This is a genomic window from Candidatus Lernaella stagnicola, assembly GCA_030765525.1.
Lineage (GTDB): Bacteria > Lernaellota > Lernaellaia > Lernaellales > Lernaellaceae > Lernaella > Lernaella stagnicola.
Map to the genome: position 1 here is coordinate 55,466 of JAVCCK010000035.1, position 17,429 is coordinate 72,894.

A 17,429-nucleotide genomic window follows, 5' to 3' on the forward strand; every position below is an offset into this window, starting at 1 on the left:
GCGGATTGAGCTTTGCGCTCGCCGTTGTTTGGTTGATCGCCATTTTCTGGCTCTTGTACCGGCCTAAGATCGTATCGGGCGCGAAGCGGGAATGGATACTGTTGGGCTTGCTGATGGCGACAGGCTTGGCGGCCTATCTGAGTTATCTATTGCCCTTGGCCGGCCGGGAACTCGCGTTTCCGATCGATGATTCCTACATCACCCTGAGCGCCGCGCGGAACCTGGCCGAGCGGAACTTGTTCGCCGTCAATCCAGACGCGCCCTTGGCCGGCATCACGAGTCCGCTGCACGTGTTGTTGGTGGGCTTGCTGGGCAAACTCATCGGCGTGATCTGGGCTGACCGCCTACTCGGCTTGCTCGCGTTTTTCGCCGTGATTGCCGGAACTTATCGCTGGATTAGAAAACTTGACGGCAGCGTTCCCGCAGCCTTGTTGGGAGGCGCTGCCATCACCTTGGGCGGACCGATGGCCTTCGGAGCGCTTAACGGTCTGGAAACCAATCTCTTCGCGGCCTTGGTCGTGTGGACCCTCATTTTGGTGGAAGGAAGTGAAGTCTCGCCGCGACGCACCGTGGGCATCGGTGCATTACTCGGCCTGTCGGTGCTGACCCGCCCGGAGGGGTATTTTCTGGTTGCAGCGATTCTTGGCGTGCTGGCCGTGCGGGCTCTCTTATTGCGTGATTGGCGGCGCTTGGCGTGGGTGGTGGCGGCCGGCGTGGTGGCAGCGGTGGTTATCAGCCCGTACTGGTTAGCGAATTATAAGCTGGTCGGTCACATCATGCCGGTGACGGTTTCGGCTAAGAAGCACTTTTTCGCCGCGGCGTGCATGCCGCCCCTGGCGCGATTGGGGTTGGTGGCGACTTCGCCGATCCTTCTTTTGGGCGTTTTCCTCCTATTTCTTCCGTTGTTTTTGTGGGCCGGCGCATGGTGGCGTCGAGTTTCGCCCGCGCTGTTTATCGGGCTTTTCTACGCGGCGTACCTGGTGGAGTTCCCCGGTGCGTTAACGCACTACTGGGGGCGGTATCAGCACCCGCTGCTGCCGGTGGTTTTCGGCGGCATGGCGCTGGGGGCCGACCGTTTGCTGAATCGATGGCACGACGCGGAAAGCAATCGGCCGCGAAAGATCGTGCTCGTACTGCTTATTCCGTTCTTGCTGATCGTGGGACTTGGCGGATCCCTTCAGCGAGGTGTGTACCGCAACGCCATCGCCACAGCCAGCGAGGGCGGCTACTTGATGAACGTGGTGCAGTGGTTACAGGAAAACACCAAGCCGGACGAGGTCGTGGCGGCGCATGACATCGGCTTGGTCACCTTTTTCTCAGGGAGAAAGGTACTGGACCTCGTGGGCTTGTCGGACCCGGAAGTGGCGGCAGTTTATGCCGATACACCGCCACCGTGCCGTGGTCACGGCGAGCGGGCGCAAGCGCTTTACTCACTGCTCCGAAAGCGTCGCCCGGCGGTTATTTACTTCCATCCGGAATGGAATGAGAAGTACATGAGAATCATTAAGACCGACAATGGTCGATTTTTGTCGCGGGCGCATACCATGCAGAAGACGATGGGCAAGGCCGACCGGTCGTTCATCGTACATACTTATCACTTCTACCGTGCAAATTGGGATGGCGCTCAGACCAACCAAGTCGATCAAGATTTACCGTAATTCGACCGATGCATTAATCAGTTGGCATCCGTGCGCGTTAAATTTGTGTACCGGATAGAGGCTACAATTAATCGGCGAAGCGGGAGAATCAAGAAAAATGGGCGGAAAAATTAGAGTACCAATCGAGCTGAAAGAACGGCACAAAACGATTCTTTACGTCCTAGGAAAAGTTGGCGCGGTCGACCGAAAAGTGTTGCTGGAATTGTTCATGTACAGCATTGTTCTTGAGCAGAACGCTCAGGATTCCGTCGATGTTTTATACGACCATGTGCTGAGCAATGTAGAAAGCGACCGCAAGCCTCCCTTCAAATACAGCATGCTGTCCAAGATCTACGACCAGGAAATATTCGCCTTGATGAACATGCTGGGGCTGATCAAGCGCACCGGCCTGGACTACCGCGGTCGCAACGCCACGGCTTTCGAACTCACCAGCGCCGGCAAGAAAATCTACGACGTCATCGAGGGCGGACGGCGGGCGTTGGTGCGGCCTCCGATCGAACAGCGGAAATATATTTTCCTGCTTGGCCACTTCCACGACAAACAAATTGCATCCTTGTTCACCAAAGAACTCGGTCCGGCCTGTATCGAAGTCGGCTACAAACCGATCCGCTTGGACGCCGATGAGAATCCGGCCGTGATATCCAAGAAGCTATTTCAAGAAATCAACGTCTGTGAACTGATTCTCGCCGATGTGACTCATCTAACGCCGGCCATCTTTTTCCAGCTCGGATACGCCTACGGGATGGGCATCAACATTGTATTTACGTGCCGAATTGACGCCAAACGTGACCCCGATGAGTTGGTCAAAAGGATGCCGTTTTTCACGACCGAGGACCTCAACGTATTGTATTGGGGTCGGAAAAGCGATCAGTCTTTCGCGTGGCAGGACGGTATGACGCCGGAAAAGAAAATGCGCACGCTTCTGTAACCAACGCACTTCTTCCAAGGCCGTGACTGATTAACGAAGAAGCGGAAAGCCCGGGGGCTTTCCGCTTTGCCGGCCCATCCGGCTGGTGTCTGCTATTGCTGCTGCTAGCAACCTGTTTGATTGAAGGTGTCGGTTCTTTTCAGGAGGCGGATGATGAAGTCGCGCAGCATTTCGAGCTGTTCGCGATTCAGCGGGCCGCCGGCTTCGTGGTTGTCAGGCGTGATCGGGGCGTTCATCACCGGGAAGCTTTTGCCCAAGTTGTAGTTTTTGAGCATGTAGACGTAGACATCGATCCAGTAAGAATTCTCACTGTCGTTGTTCACGTTCTCATTCACCGGCGTTTCCGGCATCGACGCGGCCCCGTCCGGAGCATCGTCGCCGGCCTTTTGGCGGATCACGAGGTACATGAAGGCTTTGAAGATGGCCGGGTCGATTTCGCCACCGGGGACGTCGTTGTTGATTTCTTCGTCGTAGTAGTAATCGCCGGTAGCGCCGAAGTCGTCGCCGTCGTCGTTGGTGCCGCCGTCGGCTTCACCGGCGTCGTCCGCGCCTTTGTCCTTGTTTTTGCGGTAAATCAGGAAGTGGAAATCGAGGGTGTTGGGGTCCACTTCGTTGGTACGAAGGAACTTCACGAAGATTTCGTTTTCGGGACCTTCGACGTCATTGTTGTCGGCGTCGATGGGGGGAGTTTTGAAATATTTTTTGACGGCTTCTTCCCAGTTCAGGACCTTGTTGGAGTTGAAGGGGTCGTATTCGCCGTTGGGCTCGTCAACTTCGTTGCCGTCGGCGGCGTCGATGGGGGGAGTTTTGAAATATTTTTTGACGGCTTCTTCCCAGTTCAGGACCCTGCCGGAGTTGGCGGGGTCGTACTCGCCGTTGGGTTCGTCAACTTCGTTGCCGTCGGCGGCGTCGATGGGGGGAGTTTTGAAGTACTTTTTGACAGCCTCTTCCCAGTTCAGGACCTTGTTGGAGTTGAAGGGGTCGTATTCGCCGTTGGGTTCGTCAACTTCGTTGCCGTCGGCGGCGTCGATGGGGGGAGTTTTGAAGTACTTTTTGACAGCCTCTTCCCAGTTCAGGACCTTGCCGGAATTGGCGGGGTCGTATTCGCCGTTGGGCTCGTCAACTTCGTTGCCGTCGATTCCGGCGGCAGCGCTCGTGGCGTGTTTCGCGTACTTATCCAGAGCTTCTTCAGGGTTGAGGACTTTGATGGAGGCGAAGGGGTCGAATTCGCCGTTGGGCCCGTCCACTTCGTTGTTGATCGGCGGGCCGAAGTCTTGCTGATCGAGCGCGTCAGCGAAAGCTTCACCGACCTGCAGGGCGATTTCCTCGATAAGCAGATCAGCGTCGTTTTCAGTGGTTAGGGCGGCGTCGTCGTTGTCAAAATCGGCGTTGTCGGTTTCATCACCGCAAGCGGTTACGAAAAAGAGCATGGCAAAAATCATCAGGGCAGCAGCAGTCAGACGGTACATGGGGGTTTCCTCCGTACACAACACGTTATTCGTTGTTTGAGGAAACGGTCTGTATGGGGACAGATCCGTTCCTACGGCAGCCGAGCTATCTCCTTCCGGAGACCTCTTGCTTTGCGCCCCCGCCTCGCGGCGGGTTTGCCTTTGTCACGGAACGGCCTTTGCGGGGCCTTTCGCGACTTACAATCAACTTATCGTCATGTTCAGAGATTCTCTTTAGGAACTTTTGAAAAAAAATCGGGGGAAAGCAATCCGGCCACGAGACAGAGACCCAGCTATCCGGATAAGCCGTTGATATTATAAGATATATTCAAAAACAGTCGAGGATAGACGCTCCCCGGCCGCGGCGGCTGCTTTCGTCACACGTGGTCGGCCCTTTTAAAGGAGGAGGAAACAAGACTGTGATTGGATGCCGATTCGGCCGGCGATTCTACGTAACGTATCAAAGGATTGCCCCGACCCGGACTCGAACCGGGACGGTGTTGCCACCTGGGGATTTTAAGTCCCCTGAGTCTACCAATTCCTCCATCGGGGCTGATTCGCGTCGTGCGTAAAACTGCTCTTGATTATCACACGAAGGCAGACCCCGTCAAAGCGAAACGGTTGATTTCTGCGCCGGCGCCCGTCGGCAGCGAAAGACCAGATTCGCCCCCTGTTCGCGCACGGTGAGGTCGGTGATGAAAAATCGCCCCTGGTGGTAGAGTTCGCCGTATTGTTTGGCTCGGCGATTGCCGCGGATCCAGTAGTCGAGGCTCTCGCGCATGAATCCCCGCTTATGTCCCGGGTCGATCCACGTGCGGGCGTGCGCCGCGTGGGGCACTTGAATGAGGATGAGTCCGCCGGGCCGCGCGACGCGGATGATCTCGCTGATGGCCGCGGCGCATTCGCAGAGGTGTTCGACGACGTCGATGGCCTTGACCTCGAAAAAGGTTTCGTCGGCGAAGGGCCAAGGGTGGCGGTTGAGATCCCACACGACATTGTTGCCGAAATCGGCGGCGTCGACGTTGATCCATTCCGGGCCGGTTTCACCGGCGCGGCCGCTGCCGACGCAGAGCTTCTTCACGGTCATTTTTTCACCTCGGGCCAAAGGCGGAGGACGGTCTCAAAGACACGCTCGGGTTGCAGCGACTGAAGACAAAGATTGTCGCGGCATCGGTTTTGAGCCGGTGTGCGGAAGCATGGAAAGTGCCGGCAGCCCCCAGAGTCGCATTGCACCCGATGCCCACCGGTGTTGTACGGGTGGTTCTTGTGCCAATTGGTCCATCCCCAGATTGCCACGATCGGCACGTTTTGGGCGTCGGCGACGTGCATGAGCGCCGTGTCGTTGGTCACGGCCAAGGCGCAATGTTGCAGAACACCGGCCGTGGCGGCGGCACTGAGTCGCGCGGCGTAGTTCCAGCAGCGGTCACCGAGTTGGCGGCAAATGTTGTCGCCGAGTTTTCGTTCGTGTTCATCCCGTCCGAGAAAAGCAAGTTGCGCGTCCAAACGGTCCACCAACATCGTGGCGAGGCGAACGAAATACTCGTGCGGGTATCGTTTCGTCATCCATTCCGGGTGTGAGCCGTTGGCCAGGGCGATGATCGGCCGTTTGTGTGCGGGCAACGCGACCCTTTCCGACCTTATCTGAGTCGGCAGCCGTCTGCTCTTGGGAAGCAGGGACAAGTAAACATCTGCTTCGTGGGGGCCCAGCCGCCAATCACGTTTGGGCTGGGCGATGCGTTCCATGCCTCGAACTTCGGGCATGTCCGGCGCCGCCCAAAGTTGAAACACGCGGTCGAAGATAACCGAGGTGATATGGCCGGGGACAACGGCGTGTACCGGCCACAGCGAGAGCGATCGAATGGCGGTGATGCGTGGGTCGTCGGCGCGCATGAAAATGTGCGGCGCGGTCAGGTTTTGCAGAAATGGTGTCGCCAAGACGAAGTTACCGATGCCGTTGCCGAACAACACGGCGTCACTCATGAATCGACTCCTTGCGACAGCCTTAGCGTTGTGGGGACAATCGGGTGGCGCCGGCGTAACTCGGGGTGCATCACGCTGGGGCAGTCGGCCAATGTGACTAACGAGGAAATGGGCGAGTAGATGCTGCGCTTCGTCTCGTAAAGTCGCCACGAGATCTGCTCGCCGACGCCGCTGGATAAATCGGGATTCTGCCGCCAACGATCGCGACGGATCGGCTTGATTTTCCATTGCAGGACGTTGAACAGCGATGGTGCGGCCATGAAAATGCAATCCAACCAACCCAGGCGGGCCACTTCAATATCACCGAAGCGAATTAGCTGCGGCTCGATGGGTGTCCAATGGGCACGACACCCGCGGCGATCGACCAGCAAGTTCAGCGCGGTTTTCCTGGGATCGTCGATGGCGTCCCAGATCCGCTCGATCCGCGTGAAGAATCCGGGTAGCAGGCGAACGTCGTCTTGTAGAAAAACGTAGAATTCGGGGCGAGTCTCCTGATGTGCGGCGCGAAACATGGAATTCCACAGACGCCAGAATCCCTCCTTGCGATAAGCCCGCGAGTTGCGCACATAGGACATCCAGTGCTGGTTCCGGCGCACGAAATCATGAACGTTGTCGTACGGGTGTTTGGACGCGTCGTCGAAAACCGAAACCCGCACGCATCGGCCATCGGTTTCCCGTTGTATGTCGTGAAGCAGGGCCAATAGATTTTCAGGGCGATTATAGGTGGTGATGCACACGTAGAATTGCAGATGCTGTAGGCGGTCGGCCGTACAGCGAATTCGTAGCGCCTTGACGCGCCGTTTTGAATCACTCGCGTGCTGGCCGTGCCAGGCGGGCGAAAGGTTTGATCTCGAATGAATCATATGACCTCTGAAGATTGAACAAGCGATCCAGCCTCACTCGGCAGATCGCGAATCGGTGGAAGGAAGGGGCCGCAATGCGGCCCGGTTGGGGAGAGGGGGTAAAAGGCGGGCGCCGACGCCCTCGGCCGATCCGGGCGACGTTCGGCGTGCCGAGCGTACGAGATTGAACGACGTGGTTCCGACGGGCCGACGTGACAGTCCGATGAGGAAAGCACGCGACGTAGGTCGACGTTTTCTGACAAGACTACGAAAATCATGACGCCGACTCGCACTCTTGGCGAACAAGCTGGCGGACGGTGGTGCGACTGCAGCGAAGCAGCTTGGCGGTTCGCCGTATGCTGCGCGTCTCCCGATAGGTTTCGAGTATTTCGGCGCGCCGTTGTTCGCGCGCCGTGTGCGCGGCGGGAATGTAGACCATGAGGGGGCCGTGTACGAAACGCTCGACCGCCCTGAATAAGTTCGTTGGCAGCGCGTCGTGCAGGTTTACATAAGACGAATCGCCGCTCCGGGCGGGCCGGCTCGATTTTTCGGACAAGGATTCGCGCAGAGCGTCGAGATCCTCTTCCGGAAAATCAGGACACATTCTTCCGTCGAAAACGTCCCATTGAACCGGAATGCATGCCGGCTCTATCGAATCGAAGTGGCCTTTCGCGCAGCGTACCAAGGGTTGATAACCCTGGCGCCTCGCTTCGGCGTCTAGGGCAAGTTGCTTGCAGTAAAAGCAATGTCGACACACCCGCCAGCTCATCGAAGCAACTCCGGCCAACATATCGCGCCGGGAAGCGCTGAACGGCCCCGCATACCGTCGCCTGGCTCATGCAATCTGTTGGATGTAATGAAGGTATTGCACATGACTATTCCCCCAGAGCCTTGAAAGCGCAATATATTGCGAACCATAAAATCGAATGTAAGAAAAACACAGACGTTGGCGTAGCGTATAGCTGAGCGATCAGTTCCGACGAATACGACCCAGGGCCTATATAATACGAAAAATCCGCTCCATCGAACCGACTGGCAACAAATAAATACCGCCGGAACGAGGCCGTGACGGCTGTTTGAGTGAGACCTGAACAGCGGGGCGCGCGCAATAATTAGCGTATAGGACGTGCAGGCGTTGTATATTGCGATACATAAACCGTGACGAGTATGCCGGACGATGCGACTGATGCTTTGGTGCGAGCGCGTAAAGACATTGTAATATAAGGGCAATACAGTTTTTTGTTGCAATATGTGCCTCAATCCAATACAATGAAAGACAAGCAGGGTAAATAACGTATCGCAAAAATTCGCGATCCTGTCAACGGAAAAGTCAAAATAGCGATACGCAGGTAACGGAGAGGATGATATGTACGCGAAACGTTTGATGGAGATTCGGGACGCCTTTTTCGGCGGCGTGAATCTAAAGATGGCTGCGACGCTGGAGATCCCGGAGAGCACATTGCGCAGTTGGTTGTCGGGTCGGCAGACGCCGAACGGCGAGGTCCTGACGCGTATCTGCACGATCGTCAACGTGGCGCCCAAGTGGCTGTTGCTCGGCGAGGGGCGAATGCTGCGCGAGGAGGAGCCGGTCGATCCACACACCTTGGACGTCGAGCAAAGGCTGGGTATCACTATCTATAGTCGGGGCTCACAACGGTTGTCGAAGGAGTTCGTAACGATTGCCGAGAGGGAGCTGGCGAGGCTTATTCGAGATCGCGTGAAGAGGGATTAGGGACAATACCAACGCGAAGTAATCCGGACATTCATCCGTAAATAAACATGTGCACGTGAGTGCAAAAGCGTCAAAAAAATGGTGCGGACTCTTGAAAAGCGGACGTGCAATACGAAAATCGAAAGAGGGAATTCGAAGGGGCTGTAACGCCGTAAACCGGCGCAAGCGGCGGAAGTGACGGGAATCCGTGCTAAACGGCAAAGAGTTCGAGGAGTGACGCGCGCTATACGTATCGGTTTCAAAGGGCTGGCATGCTATTTGCTGAATGATAATAGAAAAGCAACATTGAGAAACGACATTCGGAGGTGTCGTGGCACTGCGATGCATTCATGGCAGTTTTTTGGGGGAGTGCATGGTGCGGGGATGGATGAAAGAACTGCGACAGAAATGGAGAACCGACGATCCGCTCGTAATTGCGGAGATGGAAGGGGTGCGCGTGGTGTTCGCCGAGGACGAGCGCACGGACTGGGACGCGCGATTACTGCGTGCAAATGAACAATGGTTGTTGTTGGTTAACAAGCGTCAAGGTGACGTCCGCACGAAATTCGCGATGGCGCACGAATTGGCGCACCGCGAAATTGTACTTAATACGCGGCGACCACCGGAAGCAGGGGACCCGGAAGTGGAACGGCTTTGCGATGTCGGCGCGCATGAGCTGTTGTTTGGGGAATCGCCGCCTTGTGATATCTAAGCGTCATTGGAACGTGATTCGAGGCTATGAAGCGTCGAATCTCCGACACCGTCACGATCTTCGTGCGTCGTCGCCAATGCGGCGTTGTAGGCGGGCTGATCGCCAGGGAAACGGTGGATCGACGCTCGCCGGCGGAGTCATGACGGCGAACCGCAATCCTTCGGCTTGCATCTTTTGCCAGTAGTACGTATCGGTCGGCATGCGATCCGGACGGCCGTTGCGGAGGATTTCCTTCCATGTCGGCGGCGGCCAGCGCGTCCAAAAATCGCCGCGTGCTACCCAGGCCCGAGACGCAACTGCGTTACGGATTTCGACAGGATGGCCCGCGACGCTTAGCCGTTCTATTACGTGGTAGGTGTCAGGATCCGTGCTCGGGTTGGGGACTCCGTCGTAGGGAGAAACCACGACGACTCCCTTATCGCGCGCCGCCTCGGACGTGAGAATGTCCAAACTTGTCTCCAGCCAGCGGGGATGAAAGACGACGTCGTTGTCGACCATCACCAAGAAACGGCGCTCGTCCGGTTCGATCAGATCGACGAGATTCAGAAACTGCGCCCAAGCATAGTTTTTCGACCAAAACGCCGAGGTCAGCACCGGCGCTCCGTTCCACACGATCTGAGCCACGGCGCCTTGCAGCATCCAACGGCGATAAAGGGACCAGAGAGAACGGGCATCGGTCGTGGAGTGGTTGTCGAAAAGAATGATGTCGGCCTTGCCGCGCGTCGTGGCGATGAGGCTTTGCACGCATTGCTTAGTGCATCCCGCGCGATTCCACACCGAAACAAAAATTTTCACGTCTGCCATATCTACTCCACTTTGTTCGCGGAAGATCATGCGGCGGCGAACCCGGTGATGACACGGGTCGGCATTTCTCACGCCTCGGACCCATGACACAAATCTCTGATCTATGTTTTCCTCCCCGGCGGCCGGTGGTGGGAACCGCGGCGCGGACCGCTTGATCGCACGCGGCCGAAAACGAAATTCACGATTTGGAAAGGAGAAAGTTATGGGCGTTCGTACAGAACTGGTTTTACACGTTGAGGACCAACAACTCGAACTTAAGGCGCCGGTCCTGTCGCAACTCGATCCGCTGCTGGGAGCCTTTGAGGGGCTGCAATTGGCGGAGGTTGCGCAGCAGGTGGCGCGGGAGTTCGCGAGCGAGGACGAGTCAGCATCCGTGTTGGCGATTTCCCGCCTCATCGATCTTATGAGCCGGCGGCCCGCTGCATTGGGTCAGTTTGTCAGCGCGATGCTGTGGCATCCGACAAACCGAGACAAGTTGGGGACGGGGGCCGATTTTGCGGCGTTCAAACAAAAGGTGTGCGACCAAACCGAACTCACGGAACTCATTGCGTTGGTGCAGGCGATCGCGACGGACGAAGAATTGCTTGCCGGGATCGTGGGCCAAGTTCAAACGCTGGAAGCGACGCAACCGGCCGAGCAGGCGCGAGTCGAAGAACGCCCATGAATCCGGTCGACATTGTCATCACGGTATGCAACCGCCCCGATCTCGTCGCGCGCTGTATTCGCTCGGTGCGGTCTCACACGGGGTTTCCGTTTCGACTAATCGTGGTCAACGACGCATCCGACTATTGGACGACCGTGTGGCTGCGAGATTGGACGAAAACCGCCGTCGGCGAGGCTGAGATCGAAGCGCCCGTGTTGCTGGAATCCGACGATCGTCTTGGCTACACGAGAAGTGCCAACCTCGGTGTGCAAGCGGCCGCGCCGCAACGACACGTCTGCCTGCTTAATAGCGACACCGTAGTAACGCCGGGTTGGCTGGGCGGCCTGATCGCTGTTTTGCAGGAAGACGAAAGCATCGGTTTGGTCAACCCGGCCAGCGACGACCCGGGCCTTGGCTGTCTGCGAATGCCACCGGGTGAAACCGTTTTTTCTGTCGCCCGTCGGTTGCGAGAAATCGACGCGCCGACCATCAAGCCGTTTTCAGACCCGCATGGTTTCTGCCTGCTCGTGCGCCGCGAAATGTTGGACGACGTCGGGCTGTTCGACGCCGGAGCTTGGCCGATTGGTTACGGCGAGGAAACGGATTACTGGCTGCGCGGGCTCCGGCAGGGGTGGACGGCGGGACTCGCCACGCGCTCCTTTGTGCATCACGCGGTCGGCGGTTCATTCGGCAAAGCTCGGGAGCGACTGGGGCGGGCCGCGTTGCAGGAACTCGCAAAGAGGTGGGGCCGGGATTGGCGTCGTCCGGAGGACCGTCGGCGAAATGCGGCGGCGGTGAGGGATTTGGAAACGCGTGTCGCACAGGACGCGCACTCCCGGCCGAGTGCGGAGAAGATCGTATTTGTTTTGCACAGGTTCGGGCCTGAAGGCGGCGTGCAGGCATGCGTCGAGATTTGTAACGAACTCATTCTGTGCGGCCTTGAGGCCACGGCGGCCGTGCTGACACCGATGGAAAAGCGAAAGCCGCCGATGAGCGATCGCTTATTTCGCCCGTGGGGTTTTAACGGATCGGAAGCGCTCGTGCGGGGCCTGCGAACGAGCCTACGCAAGGGGACGATCGTCGCGGGGACGATGGGTCTCTGCGAGGTCGCGACCCAAGTGTGTCATGGCCGCCCGAGCCTGCGGAACCTGGCGTTCGTTCAGGACGATGAAGTTCGATTCTGGGAAGACGTCATGGTTCACGACGCCGACGAACCGCCAAAGTCGCGTCGCGGCCTGCGTCACATGCAGCGATGTTACCGCCTCGGTTTACCGGCGGTCGCAGTCAGCGAGTTCGCAGCCGAGGCTTACCGGAAGCACAGCGGTGGAGAATCGATCGGCGTTATCCCGCCCGGGGTCAACATCGAGCAGTTCCGACCGCGTTCCGGCAAGGCGGAAGTAAAGGTGACGGCGTTTCATCGCCCTCGCCACAAACGGCGGGGAGGGGCGATCCTTCGCGCTCTGTTCCGCTTACTGCGCGAGACTTACGGCTCCAAAATCGAACTGGTCACGGTTGGCTCAGCGGACGGCCTGGATAGTTTGCACGTCACATGTTTTCCCGAATTGAATCGGGAGGAGGTGGCCGACCTATTGGCGGAGTCGACCGTATTGGTGGAACCGAGCCTGTATCAAGGATTCGGGTTACCGGCGTTGGAAGCGATGGCTTGCGGTACTCCCGTGGCGACATTCGACAACGGCGGCCTGCGCGAGTACGGCGTCCACGGCGAAAATGTGCTCGTCGCCTCCGAGCAGACGGCGGCATGTCTTTTCGAGTGTGTTCGTCAATTGCTCGACGATGCGGCGTTGCGGGACAGGTTGGGCAAGGCGGGCCGCGAAACGGCGCGGCGGTTCACCTGGCGAGATGTCGGCGAAAAGTGGGCCGAGACGATCGCCGCCGCCACCGGCGCAAACGGATGACATGGCCAGCGGCGCGGTGAGCCTGATTCGGCGAGGCGCGGCGGGCGATATCCTGCGCCTCGAACCGATTGTGGCGGAATTGAAGCGCCGCGGCGTGACCGTATATTGCCACTCGGCGCCGCGGCATCGAGCGGTCGTGCAGGCTATCGGCGCGCGCTTTCGTCGAACTGACGACCGGCCGATCGGTCAAGAGATCGACCTAAGCACGGCCCGGGAGTCGGTTCAGGGGCCTGTCCCAGACGGCGTTGACGCCTTTTGCCGGGCCGCCGGTATTTGGCCGCGTCGCAAGACACCGACATTGCCAATTCTCGGAAATGGTTCCGGCGACCGGGCATTGCTGGCGGTCGTACCGTTCAGCGCGTGCCGGCGCATGCGATCGCTGACCGACGATCTGTGCGCGCAGTTTCTCGAAGGATTGGTGGCGGTCGGGTGGCGGCCGGTGATATTCGGCCGGCGTCGCCCACGGGTCCTCCCGAGTGGCGTGATCGATCGCACGGGAAAGACGAAAACGATCCTTGAAGCCGGGCGCGAGATCGCGCGATGCGGGCGCTTGATGACGGTCGATACCGGCCTTTTGCACGTCGCCGGGGCATTGCGGGTGCCGACATTGGTATTGGTCGGCCCGTTTCCCGCCTCAGCGGTAATTCCTTACTACCCAACGGTTGTGGCGCTGGAAGCGGGCAGCCGTTGTGCGCCCTGTTACGCCCACGGCGAAGAGTGCCGAAACGAATTGTCGCCGTATGTGTGCATGGATCTTTCCGCCGAGAGGCTGACGCACGCCGTGGCTGTTGCGTTCGGAGGCGAGGAGCGCCGGCCTGTCGGCAGCCAACCTCGCGCCGATACCGGCGTTGAAATTGTAGTCACGAAAAACACGCCGGAGCACGTGCTTCAGTCGATTGTGCGGTCGGCGGCACTGGATGGGCGCGTCAGCTCAATCGAATGTTGCGTTTCGAGAGCGGGAACGGAGCTAAACGAAACCGCGAAGCCCGCCAACGAGGGACCCGCCTATCGGTTGTCGATCGCGGCCGGAAAAACCGCGCTGCCGATGAATTGGTGTTCGTTGCTCCGATACAAGCTTGACCTGTATCGGTACTGGCGGATGCCGAGAAACGATGCCTATGACGAGGAACTGCGCTTTCACGAATCCGATACGTCTGCGGTGCTCGAGCACGCACGGTGGCGAGCGCGCTTGGTTTGCCGGAGCGCGGGACAGACCCGGTGCCGCGCCGTCAGATGATTCCGTCCACTAGGCGAAAAAGACGCCGTCACTACAATCGCGATCAGCAAAAAGGGGAGCAAAGATGTCGATAGCGAATACAGAATTCAGTTTGGACAACCAGGTTAGGTCGGTCCAGCGGCATTTTCAGAGCAACTTCACACCGAGCGTGACTCCGTGCGTCGTGGCTTACAACGTCGAGGCCGTACTAGGCGGCGGCGACGCGGCGGGCGTGGAGGTTTTCGACCACGTCGTATACGGCGGCGCCGGGAGCGGCGGGTACCTGGAGTTTCGAATCTACTGCATCACCAAAAGCGAAGACGACGCGACGCAGGTCGACTTGCGGCGTCTGGTCGACGCGGTGATGAGCGTGTTTCGGCTGAATAGCGGCGCCATCGAAATGTTCGATTTCAGTGGCGTCGTGCAACCGGAGGACGAGCCGAGTTCGCTGGGTACCCATTTGCTGGTCAAAAGCCAGTACCGGGTGCGCGGCGGGGCGTGGGCGATTCTGGAAGTTACGCGGGAAGCCGGCCTGCAAGGTCAGGTCGTGACCTTTCGAATGAAGCTGGTGGAGGACTACGTCAACGAACGAAGAGTGGAAGACGTGGAAACCTACACCATAACCGCGTGACAGGCTGCCGCGAAGCGGTTTGACACGCGAATCGACAGTGCGCGTCGGGCGGTCCGGCGATTGGCGCTGCAACGAACCAATCAGGAACGAAGTGGAGGAATGACATGGCGGTATTGAGCCAACAGGGCGTCGGCGATCCTAACGACATTCCGGTGGGCATGATCAACAAGGTCGTGGCGATCACCAGGGAAAACGAGACGATTGTCTTGGGGTCGGTGAAGGACGTGAACATTAACATCACCGAAGAACGCTACACGCACAAGGACAACGCGCGCTACGCGCAAACCGTGATGGATGTCACGTTGGCGATCAACGGCGAGGTCACGTTCACGGTGGAGGAGTGGAACGACGACAACCTCGAACTGCTGACCGGAAAACCGCCCGACATGGATGGGCGTTTCTACCTGGGCCTGGGCGACGTGCCGCCGGTACGGTTGGAGTTCTATCACGAGCATCACGACGGTCGCATCTTCTGCTTCGGTGTGTACAAGGCGAAGATCAGCAGCGACCACGCACTCAACCTCAGTCCGAACACCAATTACCCGCTACCGGTGCGCGCGACGATTTTGACCGACGGCTCGGGCGAGTACGGCACGCCCATTATCGACGGCAAACGTCCGCTCGTGTACATCGACCTGGGCGACTTTAGCGGCGACGGATACGGGTACGGGTACTAAAACATGGTCTTTCTGCGTGCCCTTGATGTCGCACGCCGAGAGACCGAAGTGTCGATCGGTGGCGAGAAATTCCGGTTATTGGAGCCATCGATCCGTCAAGTCGGTGAGGTTGCCCGGCGGCTGCAAACGGCGACGGGCGACCTCACCGGCGACGATAAAGCGGCCCCCGCCGGGTTATGGGAGGCGTTGTGCCGCCTTGACGTGAAGACGGCTTGCGAAATCGTCAAGATCCTGGTGCCCGAGGCGGGGGCGGGCCTCGCTGATCACTTGCGGTTCGACGAACTGATCAATGTCTTCACGCAAGCCTACGAAATCGCCGGATTCCACGAAACGAGCGGAACTTCGTCGCAACAAGGCTCGCCCAAGGACGAAGACACCGCCGTGAATTTGGCGGAACTGGCGAAATCGTACGGGCAACATCCCGAAGCATTCATCGAAACGACCACGTGGCGGCAAGTGGACATATATGCCGAAGGGGCGACTCGTCTGTTGGCCTCGGTGCTTGATTCGGTGGGCCGATTGGATATGGGCAAAGGGAAAACGAGCCACGAGATTCAAAATATCTCCCAGTTGCACCGCTTTCCGCGGGTGGCCAACACGAAGCCCCGCCCCAAATGATCAGTAAGACAAACGAGAGGTGAAAGAATGTTCAACAAACTAGCGAAGGCGATCGGCGATCTAGCGAAGGCCGTCACCAAAATGGCCGCGGCGGTTGTCATTGCGGCTGTCAAGTTCAAGAAGACGATCGAAGGGGCGGTTGCCGCCGTTCTCGGGGCTCTGGGTCCCATCGCGAATTTCGTCCACAATTTGATGAAAGAAGTCTTCAAGAACGTGATGATCGTCCTGGGGAAGCTAAGCTCGGCGATCTGGGCGCTATGGACAAAAATATACGGGGACATCAACACGCTGCTAACGATTCTTGAAAAGGTCGTTAACACGTTGGTCGGGACGATCTCCACTACACTCGCGGACCTGCTCGAAAAGGTCGGCGAGGTTCTTGTCGACGCACTAAAGAAGTTCGTCGACGAAAAATGGGTTGACCTGATCTACAACACACTGGTCGGCATTCTTGAGTTCCTGAAAGAACGGGGTATTGAAGCCGTTGCCGTGCTTGTTTCATCGATCATTCTCGGCGTGGTCATGGGAGTTCTCCGCGTGATCGGCATCGTCTTGGGAGCGATCGCCGAGTTCTTGTTACTAGTGATCAAATCGGTGGCGGATTTCATCTACATGATGGCTCAGGCTTTCGTGGAAGCCATCATGTGTGTTGTTACATTGGTCGCCGAGACGATACACGGCATGATCGAAGCCCTCTGCGACACGGTCAGTAACATGGTGCGGGACATTGGCGAACGGATCACGGCTTGCGCGAAGTCTTTCTCCAAGGCCGTGGTGCGGGGCGCGAGGAATATCGTCAGGGCGGCGCAAAGATTTTTCCGGTTTGTCGGGAGCGCTGGCCGAAGAATCACGAAAGCGGCCCGCACGTTCTTCAAATGGGTGAGGAGCGCGGGGAAGAGAATAATCAAATCGGCCAGGACCTTCTTCAAATGGGTTAATAGCGGCGGCAAGAAAATAAGGAATGCCGCCAAGAAGTTATTCAAAAGTGTGAAGGATGCAGCGGGGAAGTTCTTTGACCGCGTGAAATCGGCAGCCGGAAAAATCGGTGATGCAGCCAAAAAGTTCTACGATCAAATCAAGAAAGCGGCAAAAGCCATCTGGAATGCCTTGAAACATGCGGGCGGATCGTTCGGGAAGTCAGTCAAAAACGCGTTCAACAAAGCGAAGGACTCAGTCAAGAATGCGCTCGGTTTACACCACGGGGGCGGTGTTTTCGCGCACAGCGGCCGGTTGTGGGGAAAGAGCGGTGGCGACCAGGTCGACAGCTTCCTGGGTGCGTTGCTTGATTTACGCGGCGACGAAGTCCCCGGTATTTTGCAGGTGGGCGAAATCACCTTGCCGCGCGATTTAACCAACGCCATTTTGACCGGACGTTTCGGGCGACAAATGAGCGACGCCATCAATGCGCGAATGAGCTTCGAAGTACCGCGTCTGGCGGCGGCGGCGCTCGCCGCAGCGTCTGGGCAGCCAACCATTGAATATCATTTCAACAGCTCCATTTTCGCAAAGGACGTCCAGAACGTCATCGACGAGAGTGTGGCGCGCATATCGCGGTCGAGCGGCACGCGGTCGGGACAGAACGTTCATTACGGCATTCAGAAATAGGTTTCCGGAAACAAGCCGCAGCGGCATCCGGGGCGATAAG

At 58.0% G+C, this 17,429-nt stretch carries 17 protein-coding genes, 1 tRNA gene and 1 riboswitch; of the genes, 11 read left to right on the forward strand and 7 right to left on the reverse strand.

Annotated features, from left to right (window positions below; translation table 11 throughout):
- Positions 1–5 precede the first annotated feature (5 nt).
- Both P9L99_16500 and P9L99_16505 read left to right on the forward strand, forming a co-directional pair.
- Positions 6–1,658: a hypothetical protein gene (locus P9L99_16500; GenBank protein MDP8224962.1), complete on the forward strand. Its 1,653-nt coding sequence runs from the start codon at positions 6–8 to the stop codon at positions 1,656–1,658.
- A gap of 208 nt (positions 1,659–1,866) precedes the next feature.
- On the forward strand, positions 1,867–2,586 hold the full coding sequence (locus P9L99_16505) for a hypothetical protein (GenBank protein ID MDP8224963.1): 720 nt from the start codon (positions 1,867–1,869) through the stop codon (positions 2,584–2,586).
- 104 nt (positions 2,587–2,690) lie between these two features.
- Here the strand turns inward: P9L99_16505 and P9L99_16510 are convergent, their stop codons facing one another.
- The 6 genes from P9L99_16510 to P9L99_16535 form a co-directional block, all read right to left on the reverse strand.
- Entirely contained in the window at positions 2,691–4,055 is a 1,365-nt protein-coding gene (locus P9L99_16510) for a hypothetical protein (protein MDP8224964.1), read from the reverse strand.
- Positions 4,056–4,127: 72 nt separating this feature from the next.
- A riboswitch (cyclic di-GMP riboswitch) is annotated at positions 4,128–4,205 on the reverse strand.
- 298 nt (positions 4,206–4,503) lie between these two features.
- Positions 4,504–4,587, reverse strand: a tRNA-Leu gene (locus tag P9L99_16515).
- Between the two features lie 54 nt (positions 4,588–4,641).
- Positions 4,642–5,121, reverse strand: coding sequence for a methyltransferase domain-containing protein (locus P9L99_16520; protein MDP8224965.1), 480 nt, complete (start codon positions 5,119–5,121; stop codon positions 4,642–4,644).
- Positions 5,118–6,014, reverse strand: coding sequence for a glycosyltransferase family 9 protein (locus tag P9L99_16525; GenBank protein ID MDP8224966.1), 897 nt, complete (start codon positions 6,012–6,014; stop codon positions 5,118–5,120). The genes P9L99_16520 and P9L99_16525 overlap by 4 nt, the downstream gene beginning before the upstream one ends.
- Positions 6,011–6,877 carry a hypothetical protein gene (locus P9L99_16530; GenBank protein ID MDP8224967.1) on the reverse strand — a complete coding sequence of 289 codons (867 nt, stop codon included), beginning with the start codon at positions 6,875–6,877 and terminating at the stop codon, positions 6,011–6,013. Before P9L99_16530 ends, P9L99_16525 begins: the two co-directional genes overlap by 4 nt.
- A 253-nt stretch (positions 6,878–7,130) precedes the next feature.
- The gene (locus P9L99_16535; protein ID MDP8224968.1) at positions 7,131–7,460 is read right to left on the reverse strand and encodes a helix-turn-helix domain-containing protein; all 330 of its coding nucleotides are present in this window, start codon (positions 7,458–7,460) and stop codon (positions 7,131–7,133) included.
- Between the two features lie 762 nt (positions 7,461–8,222).
- On the opposite strand from P9L99_16535, the gene P9L99_16540 reads away from it, so the two are divergent.
- Together P9L99_16540 and P9L99_16545 are read left to right on the forward strand one after the other, a co-directional pair.
- A complete protein-coding gene (locus tag P9L99_16540; GenBank protein ID MDP8224969.1) occupies positions 8,223–8,588 on the forward strand; it encodes a hypothetical protein in 366 nt (121 codons plus the stop codon).
- A gap of 310 nt (positions 8,589–8,898) precedes the next feature.
- On the forward strand, positions 8,899–9,279 hold the full coding sequence (locus tag P9L99_16545; protein ID MDP8224970.1) for an ImmA/IrrE family metallo-endopeptidase: 381 nt from the start codon (positions 8,899–8,901) through the stop codon (positions 9,277–9,279).
- Between the two features lie 51 nt (positions 9,280–9,330).
- Here the strand turns inward: P9L99_16545 and P9L99_16550 are convergent, their stop codons facing one another.
- Positions 9,331–10,083, reverse strand: a complete 753-nt coding sequence (locus tag P9L99_16550; GenBank protein MDP8224971.1) for a hypothetical protein — start codon at positions 10,081–10,083, stop codon at positions 9,331–9,333.
- 202 nt (positions 10,084–10,285) lie between these two features.
- Here P9L99_16550 and P9L99_16555 point away from each other — a divergent pair, with 202 nt between their 5' ends.
- From P9L99_16555 to P9L99_16585, 7 genes are all read left to right on the forward strand, one after another.
- Entirely contained in the window at positions 10,286–10,747 is a 462-nt protein-coding gene (locus tag P9L99_16555) for a hypothetical protein (protein ID MDP8224972.1), read from the forward strand.
- On the forward strand, positions 10,744–12,642 hold the full coding sequence (locus P9L99_16560) for a glycosyltransferase (protein MDP8224973.1): 1,899 nt from the start codon (positions 10,744–10,746) through the stop codon (positions 12,640–12,642). Before P9L99_16555 ends, P9L99_16560 begins: the two co-directional genes overlap by 4 nt.
- 1 nt (position 12,643) lies before the next feature.
- Positions 12,644–13,879 (forward strand): glycosyltransferase family 9 protein, encoded by a 1,236-nt coding sequence (locus P9L99_16565; protein ID MDP8224974.1) that lies wholly within the window; start codon positions 12,644–12,646, stop codon positions 13,877–13,879.
- A gap of 64 nt (positions 13,880–13,943) precedes the next feature.
- On the forward strand, positions 13,944–14,489 hold the full coding sequence (locus tag P9L99_16570; protein ID MDP8224975.1) for a hypothetical protein: 546 nt from the start codon (positions 13,944–13,946) through the stop codon (positions 14,487–14,489).
- 104 nt (positions 14,490–14,593) lie between these two features.
- On the forward strand, positions 14,594–15,166 hold the full coding sequence (locus P9L99_16575; GenBank protein MDP8224976.1) for a hypothetical protein: 573 nt from the start codon (positions 14,594–14,596) through the stop codon (positions 15,164–15,166).
- A gap of 3 nt (positions 15,167–15,169) precedes the next feature.
- The gene (locus tag P9L99_16580; protein ID MDP8224977.1) at positions 15,170–15,784 is read left to right on the forward strand and encodes a hypothetical protein; all 615 of its coding nucleotides are present in this window, start codon (positions 15,170–15,172) and stop codon (positions 15,782–15,784) included.
- A gap of 27 nt (positions 15,785–15,811) precedes the next feature.
- A complete protein-coding gene (locus P9L99_16585; GenBank protein MDP8224978.1) occupies positions 15,812–17,389 on the forward strand; it encodes a hypothetical protein in 1,578 nt (525 codons plus the stop codon).
- Positions 17,390–17,429 lie beyond the last annotated feature (40 nt).